Origin of the sequence: Bradyrhizobium sp. 956_D2_N1_4, assembly GCF_052076025.1 — a bacterium.
In the GTDB taxonomy this organism is placed as follows: domain Bacteria; phylum Pseudomonadota; class Alphaproteobacteria; order Rhizobiales; family Xanthobacteraceae; genus Bradyrhizobium; species Bradyrhizobium barranii.
Map to the genome: position 1 here is coordinate 2371740 of NZ_CP197237.1, position 18124 is coordinate 2389863.

Below are 18124 nucleotides of genomic sequence, written 5' to 3' on the forward strand. Positions count from 1 at the left end.
GCTCGCTTCTTCTCGCGCGGTTCCGGCCCTTGCGCGTCGCCTCGTACACACCATCTGGTTGAGGCGTCATCAAGCAGTACGGTGAACCCATGACACCGCGCCTCGATTTCACCAGCGAGGCCTTCTTCCGCGATCCGCCCAAGGCGATCGCGGCGCTGCGCGCGTCCGGCCCCGTGATCGCGACGCGATTTCCTCTGGTCGGCGATGTCTGGGTCACCACGACCCATGACGCCACAGCGCAAGTCCTGAAGGACGGCACCACCTTCACGCTGCGCAAGGGGGACGGCAAAGTCGCCGGCCTGCGCTGGTGGATGCCAAAGCTGGTCACCACCATCGCCAACAACATGCTGACGATGGACGAGCCTGATCACACGAGGCTGCGCAGCATCGTCGACGAGGCTTTTCGCCGCCGCGCGATCGTGGCGATGGAGCCACGCATTCGCGTCATCGCCGACGGCTTGGCGAACGACCTGTTTGCCGATGGCAGCCCCGCCGACCTCGTTCAGCGTTACGCCCGCATCCTGCCGGTGTCGGTGATCTGCGAATTGCTGGGCCTGCCTGCGGCCGATCGTCCGCGATTCATCGCCTGGGCCAACAAGATGTCGTCGCTGACGAATGTCGTCAGCTTCTTCCGCCTGCTGCTCGCGTTTCGCAAGATGCGCGCCTATCTCGAACAGCAGTTGCAGGTCGCACGCGTGCAGGGCGGTGAGGGCCTGATTGCGGAGCTGGTTCAGGTCGAGCGAGAGGGCGGCCAGATCACGCCGGACGAAATGGTGTCGATGGTGTTCTTGTTGCTCGCGGCAGGATCGGAGACCACGACGCATCTGATCAGCGGCTCGGTCTACGAGCTCCTCAGAAATCCGGGCTTGCGCGATTGGCTGGAGCAAGACCGAAGCCGTGTCGGGCTCGCTGTCGAGGAGTTTTTGCGCTTCGTGTCACCGGTGCAGTTTTCCAAGCCGCGCTATGTGCGGCGGGATATCGAGCTTGCGGGCGTGCCGCTGAAAAAGGGCGATCGCGTCATGGTCATGCTCGCCGCGGCGAACATGGATCCGGCGGTGCATGACCAGCCCGAGCGGCCCGACCTCACGCGCAAGCCGAACCGCCACATCTCGTTCGGAACGGGAATTCACTTCTGTCTCGGCCATCAGCTCGCACGCATCGAGGCGGCCTGTGCGCTGGAGGCGTTGTTTGCGCGATGGCCTAGGCTCGGTCTCGCCGTCGATCCCGCGCAAATCCACTGGCGCAAGCGGCCGGGCATGCGTGCCATCGCGGAGTTGCCGGTCGTCGCGGTGGACAGTCAGCCCGTCGATTTCCGTGATGCCACGACATCGCGTTCCCAGCCGAACACGGATCGGCCGTCGAGATCGGGAGAGGCTTCACGCTCTCCGGCGATGTAGGCCTCGACCGACGGACCGCTGGCAGTCCGCTCCAGCCGCCGCGCCTGGTCGTCGAGGCGCCTGATCGCCTGCATCTCCTCTTCGCGTCCGAGCTTGGCGTTCTGGATCGCGCCCTTCAGCACGCGGATGGTCTCGTCATAGACCTTGATCGGGACGGGGTAGGGGTGCCGGTCCTTGCCGCCATGGGCGAGCGAGAAGCGCGCGGGATCGTTGAAGCGATAAGGCGCGCCATGCACGACCTCGGCGACCATCGCCAGCGAGCGCACGGTGCGCGCACCGACGCCGGGCGTCAGCAGCAGTTCCGGGAAGTCGACCGGACCACGTTCGGCCGCTGCGGCGAGAGTGCCATGGAGCCGGCGCGCGAACACGTCCTTGGGCCTGACATCATGATGCGCGGGCATGATCAGATGCGGCAGCATCGCCTGCGCCGGCTCGGGCGCAGTGCCGGTGAGCCGCTCGAATTCAGTGAGGATGCGATCGGGGCCGAGGCCGCTCAACAGCTCGAGCTGCGCGGCGCGCGAGACATCGGCGCGGTGATCGGTGAGATTGACGATCTCGCCCTGCTGCGGGCCGTCGATCGCGCTGTGCGGCGTGTCGACAAAACTCTTCAGTGCTTCCGAATGCCAGTGATAGCGGCGGGCCTGCCGCTTGTCGCCGTTCATGCCCTGTTGCACCACCGTCCACTTGCCGTCGGCGGTGACGAAGAAGCCGTGCAGATAAAGGTCAAACCCGTCCTGGACCGCGGCGCTGTCGACCTTTGCGACCAGGCGACTGGCCCGCGTGAGGCTCGCGCCGTCGAAGCCGACGCGATCGCCGAGCTGCAACAGCTCGTCTGGCGTCTTGCGCGAATGCTGGCCGCGGCCGCCGCAGACATAGATGCCGAGCTCGTCCTGGAGCGGGCCTAGCCCGCGCTTCAGGGCGCCGATCACGGAGGTCGTGATGCCCGAGGAATGCCAGTCCATCCCCATCACGGCGCCGAATGACTGGAACCAGAACGGATGCGACAGCCGCTGGAGGAAGGCGTCGCGTCCATAATGATGCACGATCGCCTGTGTGACGATCGCGCCCAGTGACGACATGCGGCTCGCAAGCCATGGCGGAACCCGCCCGGTGTGGAGAGGAAGATCGGCGCTGCCGGTACGTCGAGTCATGATCGACGCAAATTAGCGCAGTTCGGCGACGGTTGCATCGAGGGAATACTGTATTGGGCCGGGCGGGAGGACACGTCACCCAAGTCGGCACCCAAGTCCGCGAGCTACTCGCGCGTCGCCTTGGTTGCGCCGCGCAGGCCCGCTTGCTGCTGGATCGTGTCCAGCGCGCCGGACGACTGCTCGTCCGTCACGAAGCGGTTGAGCAGGGGAAGGGCATCCTCACGCCCCTTGGGGATCGCAATGGCCATATGCTCGGCGCCCCAATTGCCGTCGAGGATTCTCGCGCCCGGCATCTGGTCGGACATCTCGAAAAGCGTCGGCTTGTTGGTGGCGTAAAGGTCGATCTCGCCGCGGCCGAACATGGCGATGGCGACCTTGACGCTTTCAGCGGGAACGATGGTCGCATTCCCAAACTTCGCCGGCAATGTCCGTTCCGAGGTCGAGCCCTTGGTGACGCCGATCTTCACGCCCGGCCTGTCGATGTCCTCGATCCTGCCGATCGGCGAGTTCGCCGGGACGAGATAGCCGAGCTCGATCGCCAGCACGGGCTGGCTGAAGCTGACCTCGTTGGCGCGGGCCGGCGTGGCGTTGGTCACGGTGAAATCGACCTGGCCGTCATGGATCGCGGTGACGATGTCGGCGACGCGCTGAAACCTGACATAGTCGATGCCAACGCCGAGCCGTTTGGCCAGCTCGCCGCCGAGATCGTAGGCGAGGCCATGCGGCTTGCCGGCCGCATCCGTCACCATCGAGGTCGGGCTGCCCGGATAGATGCCGACACGCAAGCTGCCGCTCGGCGCCAGCAGCCTGGCTTCGCCATCGGCGCGCGCGGGCGCGCCGAGCAGGCCGGTCGTTGCCAATGCGAGCAGGGCGGTGCGCGCAAATCGCCGGGAATAGGTCCTCATGTGACGAGCCTCACTGCGCGCGGATGTCGGCGGCCTTCAGCACCGGCTCCCATTTGGTCGCCTCGGCGTGCATGTAGGCGTCGAAGTCCTTGGCGGAAGAGCCGACCGGCGAGGCGCCGATCTTGCCGAGCGTCGACAGCACGTTCGGGTCCTGCAGCGCCGCCTTCAGATCGGTCTCGAGCTTCGCCACGATCTCCGGCGGCATCTTGGCAGGTCCAAGAACGCCCCACCAGACCGAGACGTCGTAGCCGGGAACGCCTGATTCCGCGACGGTCGGCACATTCGGCAGCGCCTTGGAGCGTTCGGCCGAGGTCACCGCGAGCGCGCGCACCGGGCCGCCTTCGAGCTGGCCGATCGCTTCCGCGAGCGGATTGATGCTGAGAGGGATCTCGCCTGCGATCACGGCGGTCAGAGCCGGCGCGCCGCCTTTGTAGGGGATCGCGACGATCTTGCTGCCGGACATGTATTTGAGCAGCTCGCCGGCGAGATGCGCCGAGGTGCCGTTGCCGGACATGCCGTAGGAGAGCTTGTCCGGCTCCTTCTTTGCGGCGGCGAGGAGATCGCCGAGCGTCTTGTAGGGGCTGTCCTTCGCCACGACGATCGCGAGCGGCGAGGAGGCGACTTCGGTGATCGCGGTGAAATCCCGGAACGTGTCGTAGGGCACGCTCGGATAGATGAACTGGTTGAGCGGATGGCCGCTCGCGACCAGGATCAGCGTGTAGCCGTCGGGGGCGGCCTGCGTCAGCGCTTGCGAGGCGACGATGCCGCCGGCGCCCGGACGGTTGTCGATCACCGGCTGCTGGCCCCAGGTCTTCGCCAGCGCCTGGCCGAGCGTACGCGCGAGCACGTCGACGGCGCCGCCCGCCGCATAGGGCACAAGGATATGGACCGGCTTGCTCGGGTAATTGTCGGCGGCCTGCGCGGCGCCGCCCAGCAGCAGACCGGCACCCAGCATCAAACCGCCGATTGTCTTGTTCAAACCCAGCATTTTCCAGCACTCCTTGCGGGCTTTCGCATCCTGCCTCGGTGTTCCGAGCCGTCCGGACGCCGCCCATGGTTCTTGTTGACGAGACCTGATCTTTTGTACGATAGTACAAATCACATGGTACGCAAGCCCACCAGCAAGGAAACGGCCCGCAAGCCGAACATGCGCGAGGCGATCCTCGCCGCGGCCGAAGAGCTGTTCGCCACCAACGGTTTCAATGCCGTTTCGGTGCGCGACATCGCGCAGGCCGCCGGCGCCAATCCCGGCAGTGTGACCTATCATTTCAAGACCAAGGACGGTCTGCTGCTGGAGATCTACCAGCGCCATTGCGGGCCGATGAATTTGCGCCGTTCCGAGCTGCTCGCCGCAGCCAAGCGCGTGCGCGACCTCCAGGACCGGCTGGAGGCGATCGTGCGCGCCTATGTGGTGCCGGCCTTCACCTCGGGCAGCGATCTCGCCGGGGGCGGGGCGCGCTTCACGCGGCTGCGCGCCGTGATGTCCGCCGAAGGCAACGAGGTCGTGCGAAAAATCATCGCGCAGACCTTTGACGACACCAGCCATGCCTTCATCGACGCAGTCCACGAGAGCCTGCCGCACATTCCGCGCACCGACATCGTCTGGCGCAGCCACTTCCTGCTCGGCGCACTTTACTACTCGCTGGTGACGCCGGATCGCGTCTCGCGCCTGTCGCGCGGCGAGGCCGACGGCAGCGATGCCGCCAGCGCCATCGAGCAATTGGTGCAGGCCACCGTCGCCGCGTTCCAGGCGCCGGCGCTCGATCAGGCCGCGCCGGTACGGCGGCGGCCGGTCGTCAGCAGCAAGACTTGAAGGAAGCGATTTCGCTCGGCGGTTCACCTGATGACGATGATGTACACGCCGACCATTCCGCCGCCCGATCCGAACACGCGCACGCCGAAGTTCAAGCTGCCAAAGCTGTCCTGCGACGCGCATTGCCACATCTTCGGGCCCGGCGCGAAATACCCTTACGCGCCTGACCGTTCCTACACGCCGCCGGATGCGCCGCTGGAGGATTTTCGCGCGCTGCATGTCAAGCTCGGCGTCGAGCGGGCCGTCATCGTCAATGCCAGCGTGCACGGCACCGACAACACGGTCGCGCTCGATGCGATCGCGCAGAGCAATGGCGCCTATCGCGCGGTTGCCAATATCGACGACACCATCACCGAGCGTGGGCTCCAGGTGCTGCACGAGGGAGGTTTCCGCGGCTGCCGCTTCAATTTCGTGCGCCATCTCGGCGGCGTCCCCGACAAGAGCGTGTTCAACCGCGTCATCGCGATGGTCGCGCCGCTCGGCTGGCACATCGATCTGCATTTCGACGCGATCGACCTGCCCGAATATGCCGACATGCTGGCCAAGCTGCCGCTGAGCTACACCATCGACCACATGGGGCGGGTGAAGGCGTCCGAGGGGCTCGACCAGCTGCCGTTCAAGATCCTGATCGAGCTGATGCAGCGCGACGAGAAGTGCTGGGTCAAGATCTGCGGCTCGGAGCGGGTGTCCTCGGCCGGACCGCCGTTCACGGACGCGGTGCCGTTCGCGCGCAAGATCGTCGAGACCGCGCCTGACCGTGTCATCTGGGGCACCGACTGGCCGCATCCCAACGTCAAGGTGATGCCGAATGACGGCGACCTGGTCGACCTGATCCCGCTGTTCGCGCCGGAGCCGGAATTCCAGCAGAAGATCCTGGTCGACAATCCCGCGCGTTTGTTCGGGTTCGACGAATGACGGTGCTCGCGATCGACACGTTGCTTATCAAGGAAAGAGGGGAGTTCGTCCCATGAAAACAGGTCTCGTGATCACCGCCCATCCCGGCGATTTCGTCTGGCGCGCCGGCGGCGCCATCGCACTGCATGCGAAGAAGGGCTATCGCATGAAGATCGTTTGCATGTCCTTCGGCGAGCGCGGCGAGAGCCAGTTCGCCTGGAAGGAAAAAGGCGCGACGCTGGAATCAGTCAAGGCCGGCCGCAAGGACGAGGCGGAGCGGGCGGCGAAGCTGCTCGGCGCCGAGATCGAGTTCTTCGACTGCGGCGACTATCCGCTGAAGCTGACGGAAGCGCATTTCGATCGCATGGTCGACATCTACCGCGAGCTCAATCCGAGCTTCGTGCTGACGCACGCGCTGGAAGACCCCTATAATTTCGACCACCCGAACGCGGCGCATTTCGCGCAGGAGACCCGCGTGGTCGCGCAGGCGATGGGCCACAAGCCCGGCGCGCAGTACAAATATTCGGCGCCCCCGGTGTTCCTGTTCGAGCCGCACCAGCCCGAGCAGTGCAACTACAAGCCGGACCTGCTCCTCAAGATCGACGAGGTCTGGAAGGAGAAGTACGAGGCGTTCCAGATCCTCGCCGCGCAAAAACATCTCTGGGGCTATTACGAGCGCGTTGCGCTCAACCGCGGCATCCAGGGCAGCCGCAACACCGGCGTGCCCATGACCTACGGCGAGGCCTATCAGCGGCTGTTCCCGACGGTTGCGGAGGAATTGGCATGAAGCCCGTCGTCGTTCGCAACATTGAACGAGCCGATCCAGCAGGAATGGCGGAATACGGCGTTTCGACCGTGCACGAGGCTTACGGTCGCCTCGGCCTGATGAAGCCTTACTTGCGGCCCGTTTGGGCCGGCGCGTCGATCGCTGGCCCTGCCATCACCGTGCTGGCACAGCCTGGCGACAACTGGATGATCCATGTCGCGGTCGAGCAGTGCAGGAAGGGCGACATCCTCGTCGTCGGCTGCACCACTGATAACACCGACGGCATGTTCGGCGAGCTGCTCGCGACGTCGCTGCAGGCGCGCGGCGTGCAGGGGCTGATCATCGACGCCGGCTGCCGCGACGTCAAAGTGCTGCACGAGATGAATTTTCCGGTGTGGTCGCGCGCCGTCTCGGCCAAGGGCACGGTCAAGGCGACGCTCGGCTCGGTCAACATCCCCGTGGTCTGTGCCGGGGTCAACGTCGATCCGGGCGACATGATCGTGGCCGATGACGACGGCGTCGTCGTGGTGCCCAAGCGCTATGCGCCTGAAGTCGCCGAGAAGGCGAAGAAGCGCAACGCGGACGAGGGCGGCAAGCGCAGGCGGCTGGCCTCGGGCGAATTGGGCCTCGATATGTACAGCATGCGCGAGGCGCTGGCGAAGGCCGGGCTCGTCTATGTCGACAATCCCGAGGACGTCTAAGGCAATCAGCGGAGCGGGCGGATGGATCGTCTCAAGTTGAAGGCTGTGCTCGGCAGTCACCCCCATGTCCAGGCGGTGAAGAGCGGCGAGCTCCGCTCGGACCTGTTCGACCTCGACTTCATCGCGTACACGCCGACCAACACGGCTTTCAAGCCGATGGTGCGGGAGCAGGCGTTCGACGTCTGCGAGATGGCGATCGTCACCTATCTGATGGCGAAGGCGCATGGCAAGCCGCTGGTGCTGCTACCGGCGACCATGCTCGGCCGCTTTCAGCATTCCTACGCGCTCTACAACCCTGCAAGGGGAGTGCTCGGGCCATCCGATCTCGAAGGCAAGCGCGTCGGCATCCGCTCGTTCACGACCACGACCGGCGCCTGGATCAGGGGCATCCTCGCCAATGATTACGGCGTCAATCTCGACAAGATCAACTGGGTCACCTTCGAGGATCCGCACGTTGCCGAATATGTCGACACCACCGAGCGCGCGCCGAAGGACAAGAAGATCTTGCAGATGCTGATCGATGGCGAGCTCGACGCCGTCCTCGGCGAGGCCTCTGATCATCCCACGTTGAAGCCGCTATTCTCCGATCCTGCCGCAGAGGCTGCCAAATGGTACACCCGTCGTGGCGTCGTCCCGGTCAATCATCTCGTGGTCGTGACCGAGCAGCTTGCGAAATTGCGCCCCGACGTAGTCACAGGCGTTTATGATCTGCTTAAGCGGAGCAAGGAGCAGGTGGGACCCGCGGCAACGCCCGACCTCGTTCCGTTCGGGATCGATGCGAACAGAAAACCGTTGGAGCGGATCGTCGACTACGCATTCCAGCAGGCGCTGATCCCGCGCCGCTATGCGGTCGAGGAGCTGTTCGACGCGACGACACGAGGATTGAATTGATGGCAGGTGATCCCAGGCGCTGGCAGATCGGGCTCGTCGGCTACGGCGAGGTCGGCAGGATCCTGGCTGAGGATTTGCGGCAGCAGGATATCCAGGTAGCCGCTTACGACATCAAGCTCGCAGGCGAGCACGGCGCTCCGCTGAAGGAGCATGCGGCGAAGTTCGGCGTGACGCTGGCCGTGTCTCACGCCGAGCTGACCGCGAAATCCGATTTCATCATCTCCGCGGTCACGGCGAGCCAGGCCGTGCCTGTTGCAAAAGCCTGCGCGGCTGCGATCAACCAGGGCACCTGGTTCCTCGATTTCAATTCGGCCTCGCCGGGTGCCAAGCAGCGCGCCGCCGCTCTGATCGACGGCGCTGACGGACGCTATGTCGAGGGGGCCGTGATGACCTCGGTGCCGCCTTATCGCATCAAGGTGCCGCTGCTGCTCGGCGGCCCCGGCGCGAGGGAGCTCGAGCCGCTGCTGAATGCAATCGGGTTCGCGGCCAAGGTTGCGAGCGACAAGCTCGGCGTGTCGTCGGCCGTGAAGATGTGCCGCAGCATCATGATCAAGGGCCTTGAGGCCATGGTCATCGAGAGCTTCACCACCGCGCGCGCCTATGGCGTCGAGGATGCGGTGCTGGCCTCGCTCGCGGAGACGTTTCCGGCGATCGACTGGGAGAAGCAGGGCGCCTATTGCTTCCAGCGCGTGATCGAGCACGGCCGTCGCCGCGCCGAGGAGGTGCGTGAAGTCGCGGAGACCGTGCGCGAGGTCGGACTGACGCCGTGGTCGGCGCAGGGCACCGCCGAGCGGCAGGCCTGGGTCGCCGATCTCGCTGATGAAGGCCTGTTCGGCATCAAGGGGACGAAGGAATTTGCCCGCAGCGCCGATTGGCGCACCGAGGCGGATCGCATTCTGGCGAAGATCAAGCGCTGAGATCCAGCGCGCATTCAGCTCAAGACTCTGCTGCCGCCGCGTAGTCCGCGAGTTCGTCGCGCGCGAGCTCGATCAGGCTGATCAGGCTCGTGGCTTCGCGGACGACTTCCGTGGTGCGCTCGGTGCGGAACTCGGTGAGAATCGTGCGAATGCATTTGTCGGCCGTATCGAGCGTCAACAGCGCGCGGGCCATGTCGTCCTGCGTGTGGATTGCCGATATGTCGATGCCCGACAGGACTTCGCCGATGCCGGTCAGTCGCTTGATGGCCATCTCGGCGGGCGTGTTGGCCCGAATGGAATGGTAATCGATGCTGCTGAATGCGCTGAACATTCCATACTTCCCCAAGAGAACGCAGATGTCAGTGCGGGTCTTAGTATGATCTCCTTGGCCCGTCGTGCAATGCGCGTATTTACGGTCAGGGATTCTACCGGATTGGGGAGTGAGGAAAGCTAGCGGTATAATCGAACGGAAAAGATCCGATCATTGGCCGCGCTTCCCGACAATCTTACCGTCGCATGCGACGAGCTTGCCTTCCTTGTACACGGAGCGCCCTTGCGGCACTCCGACAACGGCTTCAGGAATATGCTCGGCATTCAATGTCACGAAATCGGCCTTGGCGCCGACGCGCAGGCCATAGCCTTCGAGCCGCAGCGCCGTTGCGCCGGATACGGTGACGACATCGAACGCGACGCGCAGTTCTTCGTCGATATTGAAGCCCGAGCGATAGCCGAGCGTCGTGGCCCGGCGCAGCATGTCGCCGTCGCCATAGGGCCACCAGGAATCGCGGATGTTGTCGTTGCCGCTGAAGACGGTGACGCCAGCATTGCGCAGGGCCAGGATCGGCGGGAAGGGCCGGGCGCCCGGCGCATTGGTCATGATCGCGACGCCCGAGCGGGCGAGGGTGTCGGCGATCTTCTTGAGCTGATCCATGGGGATGTCGCCGAGCCCGTAGGCATGGCTGACGGCAACGCGTCCCTCCATGCCGAGCGCGCGCGTGCGCGCCGCGATCTGCTCGATTTCGAACGCGCCCAGCGTGCCCATGTCATGCAGATGGATGTCGACGTCGACGCCGTGCTTGCCGGCCACGCCGAACACGACGTCGAGATGCTTCTCGATGTCGCGATCGAAGCTTGCGGGATCGAGCCCGCCGACGAGATCGGCGCCGAGCCCGATGGCCTCGTCCAGCAATTGCGGCGTGCCCGGGCTCATCAGGATGCCGCTCTGGGGGAAGGCGACGAGCTGGATGTCGATCAGGTCCTTGTATTCCTCGCGCACGCGCAAAATCGTTTCGAGCGATTTCAGGCCAACCGAGCCGTCAACCATGACGTGGCTGCGCATCTGCGTGGTGCCGTGGCCGATGCAGAGGTCGAGCTGGTTGCGTGCGCGCACATCCATCGGCGCTGATACGGCCATGTTCTGGGCCTGGAAGGCGACGCGCTCATGCACGTCGAACCCGTTGGTGCATGGCTTGTGCGGACGCCAGGCGTCGCCATAGAAGCTGGTGTCGAGATGGATGTGGCCTTCGACGAAGCCGGGAACGACGAGGACGTTGCCGAGGTCGATGGTCTCGTTTGCGGCGGGACGTTCATCGACGGACGTGATCGCGGCGATGCGGCCGTCGGCGACGGCGATGTGATGCCGGGCTCCGCCGTCGAAGCGCGCGTTCAGGAAGATCGTGTCGAAGGCCATCCGGTTGCTCCGTTGGTCGATTGTCATGATCATCGCGCAAGCTGCGGGTCGGGCGCAAGGCGCGGAAACTCGGTCAGCTAGGCCCGAACAAAGTGGGCCGCTGCCGCTCAAACGTCTGCCGGCCAGCCTTGAAGCCCATCACGATGTCCGGCAACTCGGCGATGGCGAAGCGGCTGTCTTTGGTATCGAGCACGACGAGATCGGCGGGGTTGCCGACCTTGATGCCGTAATCGCCGAGGTTCATCAGCCGCGCCGGCAGTTCGGTCACGAGATCGAGGCAGGTATCGAAGTCGCTGACCGAAGCGTGCGCGACGTTGGCATAGAAGTTTGCCATCCGCAGCAGCGACGCGTCGCCGAACGGCGTGAACGGGTTGAGCACGTTGTTGGTGGCGACCGAGCACAGCACGCCGTCGCCGGCGAGCTTGTGCGCAAGCGTCAGCCCGCGCGGCACGTTGTGGGTGGCTTCGCGGCCCATCAGATAGAGATCGGTTGCGGGCAGCACGGTGACGGCAACGCCTGATGTCGCCAGTTGCGCGGTGGCCGCCTTCATCCGCTCCGGCGGCAGCGCCGAGAGCTTTGTGGCATGACCGATCGCCACGCGTCCCCCGTAGTTGCGCCGCTCGGTCTGCCGGCAGACCTCGTCGAGGTGCCACCAGGAGGGATCGAGATCGAAATCGAGATGGAGGTCGACGTCGACGTCGAATTCCTGCGCGAGATCGAAGATGCGTTCGAGATGCGCGTTCGGGTCGGTGTCCATATAGGGACAGCCGCCGATTGCTTCGCCGCCGTCGCGCAGCGCCTGCACCAGCAGCTCTTCGCTGCCGGGGTCGTTGGTCAGGCCTTCCTGCGGGAAGACACAGAGCGACAGGTCGATCGCCCAGGCATAGTCGCGCTTCAGCGCCTTGACCGCCTCGAAGCCGCGCAAGGCGATGCGGGGGTCGATCTCGACATGGGTCCGCATGCGCGTCGTGCCATGCACGATGGCGCGTTCGAGCACTTTTGCGCCGCGCGCGTAGACGTCCTCGACCGTAAAGTCCTTCTTCATCCCGGCCACGGCGCGGATCGCGTCCGAGACGCTGCCGTGATTGTGCCCGCAGCGGCCGAGCAGGCAGGCCTTGTCGAGATGGATGTGGGTGTCGACGAAGCCGGGCAGGGCGAGGCGCCTGCCGACATCGACCTCGACGGTCTCGCAGGCAAGCCGTGGCTCGATCGCGGCGATGCGGCCGCCCTTCACGCCGATATCGACGGGTGCGGCGGATGATCGCAACAGCGCGTTGCGGAAGATCAGGTCGAAGGCGGGTTGGGCGGTCATGGCGTCGGATTCAGCTGTGGTAGCCTAGCGGAAGCTGTAGAAGCTGGCAGCTCCAGATTGTGTGCAGTTATGCCACCAAATTGTTCAAAAAATGTGCATGCACTTTGGGGCATGAATTGTAGAATGCTGGCACCTCGGAGAGCCCACCATGTCTGTCCCCGCAAAAGCCGAACGCCCGATGACCGACGCCGAGATCGTGGAGGCCTATCTCACGGCCTCGATGATACCCGATCCCGACGCCGCCGCGGCTTATATGAAGCCGGGCACCGTGATCACGTTTACCGGCGGGCGCGAGTTCGATCACCCGCGGGGGCCGACCGGCTTCAATGCGAAGCGCTATCGCTGGGTCAAGAAGAAGATGGACCGGTTCGACGTCTGCCCGGGCGCGGACGAGACCGTCGTCTACAGCGTCGGCACGCTCTATGGCGAGTGGATGGACGGCACGCCGTTCGAGGGCAATCGCTACGTCGATCGTTTCGTGGTGAGGGGCGGCCAGATCGTGAAGATGGATGTCTGGAACGACAGTGCCGAGCGTATCCTGGTTCAGCGCGGTATCGAGGCTTAGCCCCTGCGGGCGATCTTCGGTAGCTTGACGACGCGGTCACTCGTCAGCTCGTCCGCATAGGGCGCGAGAATATCGAGCAGGTCGCGGCCACGTTGCGGGGTGGGGGCCACCAATGCACGATTGGCCACGGAATCCAGATGATGATGCATCAATTGCATCACCTTGGCTTCGTCGCCCTTGGCGAGCGATGCGATGATGGCGCGGTGCTCGTTGATCGCGCATTCGGTGGAATGCGGTCGGCTGTAGAGCGACAGCGTCAGGCAGCAGCGATAGGCGACCTCGCTGACATAGCGCACCAGGATCGGGCTGTTCGTCATGTGCGCGAGCAGGATGTGGAATTCGGTGGCGAGCCGGATCGAAACCGCGTCCGTGCCGCCGCGCGCGCGGTCCTCGGCATCGACATGGGCATTCAGCTCGGCGATCTGGCTCTTGCTCAGCTTGCCCGCGAGCTGGCGGACGACAAGGCCCTCGAGCTGGATGCGGATATCAAATGCATCGCGCGCCTCCTGCCAGCTCGGCGTTGCCACCACCGCGATCCGGTTGCGGCGGAGCTCGACGAGGCCTTCGGCAGCAAGCTGCCCCAGCGCGTGGCGTGCGATGGTGCGGCTGACGCCGAAACGTTCGCCTAGCGCATCCTCGGGCAGCTTTGCGCCGGGCTCCAGCGCCTGCTCGATGATCGCGCGCCTGAGCGCGCGGCAGATCACGCCGACCTTGTCCGATGATTCAGAGGTCTTGCTGGTGGTGCGCGCCGCCATCGGCGAATCCTTGAGGGGTGGGTCGAAGACCCTTTAGCACAACCCCGCGCCAATCCAGCGCTCCAATTGCATGCAGTTTGGCGTCCGGATTGCCTAAATCGAATCCGGTCGTTTGGTGCGTCGCTTGGCCAAATCGTTGATTTTGCGGGGCCGGTCGATTGGCACCCAGCTTGCATGCACTTTGGCTGTGATGCGCATGCAACCGAACGCCCAATTTGACGGTCAGCCTGTTCCCGAAGGCTCCGGCCCTGTTGCCATCGAGCTGTCCGAGGCCTCCGTGACCTTCGGGCGCGGCGACCGCGCCGTGCCCGCTCTGTCGAAGACGACGTTGCGGATCGCCGACGGCGAGTTTGTCGCACTGGTCGGCCCGTCCGGATGCGGCAAATCGACCATTTTGCGTCTCGTCAGCGGCCTGGTGCAGCCGACCAGCGGCGTCGTCATCGTCGGCGGCCGCGAGGTCGCGGCGCGGGCGCTGCGGGTCGGCATGGCCTTTCAGAACCCGACCATGCTGCCGTGGATGACGATCGAGCGGAACATCATGTTGCCGCTGAAGATCGTCGAGCCGTTCCGCTCGAACTTCCGCAAGCTGCGTAAGACCGAGTTTCGCGACAAGGCCAATGCGCTGCTGGAGCAGGTCGGCCTTAGGGGATTTGGCAGTCGCTATCCCTGGCAGCTATCCGGCGGCATGCTCCAACGTGCCAATCTCTGCCGTGCGCTGATCCATGAGCCGCGGATGCTGCTGCTGGATGAGCCGTTCGGCGCGCTCGACCAGTTCACCCGCGAGGAGCTGTGGGCGATCCTCCAGAACCTCTGGATGACGCACAAGCCGACCGTGCTGCTGGTGACGCACGATTTGCGTGAAGCCGGTTTCCTCGCCAGCCGCATCTGCGTGATGAGCGCGCGTCCCGGCCGCATCCTCGATGACAGCCGTGTGGAGTTCGCGCGGCCGCGCACCGTTGCCATGACCTTCGAGCCGGATTTCGTCGCGCTGAACCAGAAGCTGCGCGCCTTCATCGAGGATGCGCGCAGTGCGGCGCAACAGGGGATAGGCTGATGTTCGGGATCGATATCAGGCAGAAGGCATGGTCGGCGGGACTGATCGTGCTGTTCTTCGTCGCCTGGGAGCTGTTCTGCTTGATGACGGGCATGTCCGACCTGGTGCTGCCGCGGCCGTCGCAGGTTTTTGTCACGCTGGTCCAGCGCTTTCCGGTGCTGTGGCCGCACATCGTGCAGACGCTCGCGACCACCATGTTCGGCTTCGTCCTCGGCGTCGCGCTGGGTGTCGCCCTCGGCGCCGTCATCGGCGTTTCCAAGACGGCTTATGACACCTGCTATCCGTTGCTGATCGGCTTCTCCTCGATCCCCAAGGTCGCGGTGGTGCCGATCTTCGTGCTGTGGTTCGGCTCCGGCACGGTGCCGGCGGTGCTGACGGCGCTGTCGATCTGCTTCTTCCCGATTGTCGTCAATATCGCCACGGGCCTTGCGACCACCGAGCCCGAGCTGGAAGACGTGTTGAAGGCGCTCGGCGCCAGCAAGTTTGACATCCTCTGGAACGTCGGTCTGCCCAGGACCATGCCGTTCTTCTTCGCCTCGCTGAAGGTCGCGATCTCCTATGCCTTCGTCGGTGCGGTGCTGTCGGAGACGGTCGCCTCCAACCGCGGCATCGGCAACGTCATGATGACCGCGTCCTCGAATTTCAACGTGCCGCTGGTGTTCGCCGGCCTGTTTGTGCTCGCCGGCCTCGGTGTCGCGCTCTACGCCGTGTTCTCGCTGATTGAAGGCCGTGTCACCGGCTGGGCTACGCGCAAGAACGACGTGATCGCCACCTGAATTTCTGAACCGTCACGCAACGAAGCTTGAGGAGGTCTCGATGTTGAGAAAAGTAACTGTCGCGCTGCTGGGATTGGCCCTGTCCGCGGGCGCTGCCACGGCCGAGGACACCACGATCAAGTTCACGCTGGGCTGGAAGACGCAAGGCAGCGATGCCGCATTCTTCTACGCCAAGGACAACGGCTATTTCAAAGAGGAAGGCCTCAACGTTGTCATCGACCAGGGCGAAGGCTCCGGCGCCACCGTCACGCGCGTGATGTCGGGGGCTTATGACGCCGGCTTCGGCGACGTCAACGCCATCATCCAGAACGCCTCGACCAAACCGCAGGAGGCGCCCGTCATGGTCTACATGATGTGGAACCAGCCGCCCTTCGCGATCGTCGCCAAGAAGACCAGCGGCATCAACACTATCAAAGATTTTGAAGGCCACACGCTGGGCGGCGCGCAGGGCACGCCGACGACGCGGCTGTTGCCGGTGTTCACCCGCAAGAACGGGCTCGACGGCGAGAAGATCAAGATCTCCAACATGGCCCCGAACCTCCAGGAGCCGATGCTGATCAAGGGCGACATCGATGCTGCGCTCGTGTTCAACATCACCAGCTATTTCAACCTGGTGCTGAACCGCCAGGACCCGGACAAGGATTTCAAATGGTTCTCGTTCGGTGAGTACGGCCTCGACCTCTACTCCAACGGCGTGATGGTCTCGAAGAAGCTGATCGCGTCGAACCCGAAGGCCGTGGCCGGGCTCGTGCGCGCCATCAACAAGGGCGCGATCGCGGTGGCCAAGGACCAGAACGCCGGCATGAAGGCGGCGCTGAACTACGACAATCTGATCGACGTCGCCGTCGAGAAACGCCGGCTGCAATATTCCTTCGACAAGCTGATCGTCTCGCCGGAGATGAAGGAGATCGGCATCGGCGACATCAAGGATGACCGCATGACGCGCGCCATCGGCATCGTGGTCGAGGGCTATCAGCTCGCCCGCGCGCCGACGCCCGCAGAGGTGTTCTCGCGCGAGTTCCTGCCGCCGCGCGCGGAACGGGAGCTGGTGTATACTGCCAACTGATCTTCACAGATCTTTGGAGAGACCGTCATGGCCACGGAGATTGCGGCAACCAGCCTGTTCCGTGGCCTTGATCTCGGTGTGACCGACAATGTCGTGCTGCGGCACGATAACGGTATCATCACCGACATTCTTGAAGGAGCGGGGCCTGCTGGCGGGCCTCGCTCCTTCGTCATTCCTGCCTTCGTCAACGCCCATGATCATGCGCGCGCGACCGCGTCGTCCTTCGGGGCGGTCGGTATGCCCCTCGAAAGCTGGATCCTGCGCACCGCGCTCGGTTCGCCCATCGACCCCTATCTGACCGCGGCCTCCGCACTGGCACGTTCCGCCAGGGCTGGTTGCGCGGCGATGATGGTGCACTACACCCGCCCAAGCGGGACGATGCCGTTGCTCGATGAAGCCAAGGCGATTGCGAGGGCGGCATCCGATGTCGGCATCCGCGTGGCATTTGCCCTCGCGGTGCGGGACCAGAATCCGATCGTTTATGGCGATGCCGAGCCGGTTCTCTCCGGCCTCCCCAGTGACGACCGCAAGACCATCGAAGACCTCTTTGTCCGCGCGCCGATGTCTCCGAAGGCCTATATCGAGCTGACCGATGCGATTGCCGCCGCCATCTCCGGCCCGATGGTCGACGTGCAGCTTGGACCTGCCGGCTTGCAATGGTGTTCGAAGCCGCTGTTGGAGGCGGTGGCGGAGAACTCGGCGCAGACGGGCCGCCGCATTCACATGCATCTGCTGGAGACCGTCTATCAGCGCGCTTGGGCAGACCAAAACTTTCCGGACATGGTGCGCTGGCTGCGCGATATCGGCTTCGTCTCGGAGCGGCTGACGCTGGCGCACTGCATCCACGCCCGTCCCGATGAGCTGGAGATGATCGCGGCCTCCGGCGCGCGCATCGTCACCAATTTCAGCTCGAACATGCATCTGCGCTCGGGGCTCGCCCCGATCGCCGCCGCACACACATGTGGCTGCGCCATCGCGGTCGGCGTCGACGGGTTGGCGCTGGACGAGGACGACGACATCCTGCGCGAGATGCGGCTGGTGCAGATGGCCCATGGCGGCCTCGGCTTCAAGGCGACATGGACGCCGGCCGAGATGTTCGCGCTTGCTGTCCGCAACGGGCGCCGTGCCACCGGCGCGCCCGGGAGCGGCGAACTCGTCGCAGGCAATCCCGCCGATTTCGTCGTGATCGACCTCGACCGGCTGGATCGAGATCAGATCATGCCCGTCGACCCCATGGCGCTTCTGTTCGCGCGGGGCAATGCGTCGCTGGTGAAGGAGGTCGTCGTCGCCGGCAAGACGATCGCGAACGACGGGGCCTGCATGGGCGTTGACCTGCCGGCCATCGAGCAGGAATTGCGGGCGATGTACCGCGCCAATGTCGGCAAGCTCGGAAGTTTTCAGCGCATGTGGCCGTCCCTATCGGAGCGCGTCTCCGGTTGGTTCGCGCAGCAGCTCACTTGCGAGTAGGAGG

The 18124-nt window shown here is 64.6% G+C and carries 19 protein-coding genes; 12 read left to right on the forward strand and 7 right to left on the reverse strand.

The window, feature by feature from the left end; all coding sequences use genetic code 11:
• Positions 1–89: 89 nt before the first annotated feature.
• A complete protein-coding gene (locus AB7535_RS10670; protein ID WP_439036213.1) occupies positions 90–1397 on the forward strand; it encodes a cytochrome P450 family protein in 1308 nt (435 codons plus the stop codon).
• Here AB7535_RS10670 and AB7535_RS10675 read toward each other — a convergent pair.
• The 3 genes from AB7535_RS10675 to AB7535_RS10685 all read right to left on the reverse strand — a co-directional run bounded on the left by AB7535_RS10675 (position 1298) and on the right by AB7535_RS10685 (position 4441).
• A complete protein-coding gene (locus AB7535_RS10675) occupies positions 1298–2548 on the reverse strand; it encodes a DUF763 domain-containing protein (protein ID WP_439036214.1) in 1251 nt (416 codons plus the stop codon). The two genes, AB7535_RS10670 and AB7535_RS10675, sit on opposite strands and share 100 nt — an antisense overlap.
• A 104-nt stretch (positions 2549–2652) precedes the next feature.
• Positions 2653–3453: an ABC transporter substrate-binding protein gene (locus AB7535_RS10680; protein WP_439036215.1), complete on the reverse strand. Its 801-nt coding sequence runs from the start codon at positions 3451–3453 to the stop codon at positions 2653–2655.
• A gap of 10 nt (positions 3454–3463) precedes the next feature.
• Complete coding sequence (locus AB7535_RS10685; protein ID WP_439036216.1) at positions 3464–4441, reverse strand: tripartite tricarboxylate transporter substrate binding protein; 978 nt, start codon at positions 4439–4441, stop codon at positions 3464–3466.
• 114 nt (positions 4442–4555) lie between these two features.
• Here AB7535_RS10685 and AB7535_RS10690 point away from each other — a divergent pair, with 114 nt between their 5' ends.
• From AB7535_RS10690 to AB7535_RS10715, 6 genes are read left to right on the forward strand one after another with little or no spacing between them, the layout of a single operon-like run.
• Positions 4556–5266, forward strand: coding sequence for a TetR/AcrR family transcriptional regulator (locus AB7535_RS10690; protein WP_166094647.1), 711 nt, complete (start codon positions 4556–4558; stop codon positions 5264–5266).
• A 30-nt stretch (positions 5267–5296) separates the two neighbouring features.
• Complete coding sequence (locus AB7535_RS10695) at positions 5297–6181, forward strand: amidohydrolase family protein (protein WP_439036217.1); 885 nt, start codon at positions 5297–5299, stop codon at positions 6179–6181.
• A 52-nt stretch (positions 6182–6233) separates the two neighbouring features.
• A complete protein-coding gene (locus AB7535_RS10700; RefSeq protein ID WP_027517331.1) occupies positions 6234–6947 on the forward strand; it encodes a PIG-L deacetylase family protein in 714 nt (237 codons plus the stop codon).
• Complete coding sequence (locus AB7535_RS10705; RefSeq protein WP_439036218.1) at positions 6944–7627, forward strand: 4-carboxy-4-hydroxy-2-oxoadipate aldolase/oxaloacetate decarboxylase; 684 nt, start codon at positions 6944–6946, stop codon at positions 7625–7627. The genes AB7535_RS10700 and AB7535_RS10705 overlap by 4 nt, the downstream gene beginning before the upstream one ends.
• A gap of 21 nt (positions 7628–7648) precedes the next feature.
• Positions 7649–8518, forward strand: a complete 870-nt coding sequence (locus AB7535_RS10710; RefSeq protein WP_439036219.1) for a hypothetical protein — start codon at positions 7649–7651, stop codon at positions 8516–8518.
• Positions 8518–9435, forward strand: coding sequence for a DUF1932 domain-containing protein (locus AB7535_RS10715; RefSeq protein ID WP_439036220.1), 918 nt, complete (start codon positions 8518–8520; stop codon positions 9433–9435). Before AB7535_RS10710 ends, AB7535_RS10715 begins: the two co-directional genes overlap by 1 nt.
• Positions 9436–9454: 19 nt before the next feature.
• Here AB7535_RS10715 and AB7535_RS10720 read toward each other — a convergent pair whose 3' ends face one another.
• The 3 genes from AB7535_RS10720 to AB7535_RS10730 form a co-directional block, all read right to left on the reverse strand.
• A complete protein-coding gene (locus AB7535_RS10720; protein WP_439036221.1) occupies positions 9455–9766 on the reverse strand; it encodes a hypothetical protein in 312 nt (103 codons plus the stop codon).
• Between the two features lie 150 nt (positions 9767–9916).
• Positions 9917–11125, reverse strand: a complete 1209-nt coding sequence (locus tag AB7535_RS10725; protein WP_439037328.1) for an amidohydrolase family protein — start codon at positions 11123–11125, stop codon at positions 9917–9919.
• A gap of 73 nt (positions 11126–11198) precedes the next feature.
• Positions 11199–12437: an amidohydrolase family protein gene (locus AB7535_RS10730; protein ID WP_439036222.1), complete on the reverse strand. Its 1239-nt coding sequence runs from the start codon at positions 12435–12437 to the stop codon at positions 11199–11201.
• A gap of 148 nt (positions 12438–12585) precedes the next feature.
• Here AB7535_RS10730 and AB7535_RS10735 point away from each other — a divergent pair, with 148 nt between their 5' ends.
• A complete protein-coding gene (locus tag AB7535_RS10735; RefSeq protein WP_166352371.1) occupies positions 12586–13002 on the forward strand; it encodes a nuclear transport factor 2 family protein in 417 nt (138 codons plus the stop codon).
• Here AB7535_RS10735 and AB7535_RS10740 read toward each other — a convergent pair.
• Positions 12999–13757 carry a GntR family transcriptional regulator gene (locus AB7535_RS10740; protein WP_439036223.1) on the reverse strand — a complete coding sequence of 253 codons (759 nt, stop codon included), beginning with the start codon at positions 13755–13757 and terminating at the stop codon, positions 12999–13001. The genes AB7535_RS10735 and AB7535_RS10740 overlap by 4 nt on opposite strands.
• Positions 13758–13953: 196 nt before the next feature.
• On the opposite strand from AB7535_RS10740, the gene AB7535_RS10745 reads away from it, so the two are divergent.
• From AB7535_RS10745 to AB7535_RS10760, 4 genes are read left to right on the forward strand one after another with little or no spacing between them, the layout of a single operon-like run.
• A complete protein-coding gene (locus AB7535_RS10745; protein WP_439036224.1) occupies positions 13954–14811 on the forward strand; it encodes an ABC transporter ATP-binding protein in 858 nt (285 codons plus the stop codon).
• A complete protein-coding gene (locus tag AB7535_RS10750) occupies positions 14811–15587 on the forward strand; it encodes an ABC transporter permease (protein ID WP_439036225.1) in 777 nt (258 codons plus the stop codon). Before AB7535_RS10745 ends, AB7535_RS10750 begins: the two co-directional genes overlap by 1 nt.
• A gap of 40 nt (positions 15588–15627) precedes the next feature.
• Positions 15628–16653, forward strand: coding sequence for an ABC transporter substrate-binding protein (locus AB7535_RS10755; RefSeq protein WP_028146640.1), 1026 nt, complete (start codon positions 15628–15630; stop codon positions 16651–16653).
• Positions 16654–16680: 27 nt separating this feature from the next.
• The gene (locus AB7535_RS10760; RefSeq protein ID WP_439036226.1) at positions 16681–18120 is read left to right on the forward strand and encodes an amidohydrolase family protein; all 1440 of its coding nucleotides are present in this window, start codon (positions 16681–16683) and stop codon (positions 18118–18120) included.
• Positions 18121–18124: the final 4 nt, after the last annotated feature.

Coding starts and splice junctions, on each gene's coding strand:
- AB7535_RS10670 (WP_439036213.1), top strand. CDS start 90: ATGACACCGCGCCTCGATTTCACCAGCGAGGCCTTCTTCCGCGATCCG.
- AB7535_RS10675 (WP_439036214.1), bottom strand. CDS start 2,548: ATGACTCGACGTACCGGCAGCGCCGATCTTCCTCTCCACACCGGGCGG.
- AB7535_RS10680 (WP_439036215.1), bottom strand. CDS start 3,453: ATGAGGACCTATTCCCGGCGATTTGCGCGCACCGCCCTGCTCGCATTG.
- AB7535_RS10685 (WP_439036216.1), bottom strand. CDS start 4,441: ATGCTGGGTTTGAACAAGACAATCGGCGGTTTGATGCTGGGTGCCGGT.
- AB7535_RS10690 (WP_166094647.1), top strand. CDS start 4,556: ATGGTACGCAAGCCCACCAGCAAGGAAACGGCCCGCAAGCCGAACATG.
- AB7535_RS10695 (WP_439036217.1), top strand. CDS start 5,297: ATGACGATGATGTACACGCCGACCATTCCGCCGCCCGATCCGAACACG.
- AB7535_RS10700 (WP_027517331.1), top strand. CDS start 6,234: ATGAAAACAGGTCTCGTGATCACCGCCCATCCCGGCGATTTCGTCTGG.
- AB7535_RS10705 (WP_439036218.1), top strand. CDS start 6,944: ATGAAGCCCGTCGTCGTTCGCAACATTGAACGAGCCGATCCAGCAGGA.
- AB7535_RS10710 (WP_439036219.1), top strand. CDS start 7,649: ATGGATCGTCTCAAGTTGAAGGCTGTGCTCGGCAGTCACCCCCATGTC.
- AB7535_RS10715 (WP_439036220.1), top strand. CDS start 8,518: ATGGCAGGTGATCCCAGGCGCTGGCAGATCGGGCTCGTCGGCTACGGC.
- AB7535_RS10720 (WP_439036221.1), bottom strand. CDS start 9,766: ATGTTCAGCGCATTCAGCAGCATCGATTACCATTCCATTCGGGCCAAC.
- AB7535_RS10725 (WP_439037328.1), bottom strand. CDS start 11,125: ATGGCCTTCGACACGATCTTCCTGAACGCGCGCTTCGACGGCGGAGCC.
- AB7535_RS10730 (WP_439036222.1), bottom strand. CDS start 12,437: ATGACCGCCCAACCCGCCTTCGACCTGATCTTCCGCAACGCGCTGTTG.
- AB7535_RS10735 (WP_166352371.1), top strand. CDS start 12,586: ATGTCTGTCCCCGCAAAAGCCGAACGCCCGATGACCGACGCCGAGATC.
- AB7535_RS10740 (WP_439036223.1), bottom strand. CDS start 13,757: ATGGCGGCGCGCACCACCAGCAAGACCTCTGAATCATCGGACAAGGTC.
- AB7535_RS10745 (WP_439036224.1), top strand. CDS start 13,954: ATGCAACCGAACGCCCAATTTGACGGTCAGCCTGTTCCCGAAGGCTCC.
- AB7535_RS10750 (WP_439036225.1), top strand. CDS start 14,811: ATGTTCGGGATCGATATCAGGCAGAAGGCATGGTCGGCGGGACTGATC.
- AB7535_RS10755 (WP_028146640.1), top strand. CDS start 15,628: ATGTTGAGAAAAGTAACTGTCGCGCTGCTGGGATTGGCCCTGTCCGCG.
- AB7535_RS10760 (WP_439036226.1), top strand. CDS start 16,681: ATGGCCACGGAGATTGCGGCAACCAGCCTGTTCCGTGGCCTTGATCTC.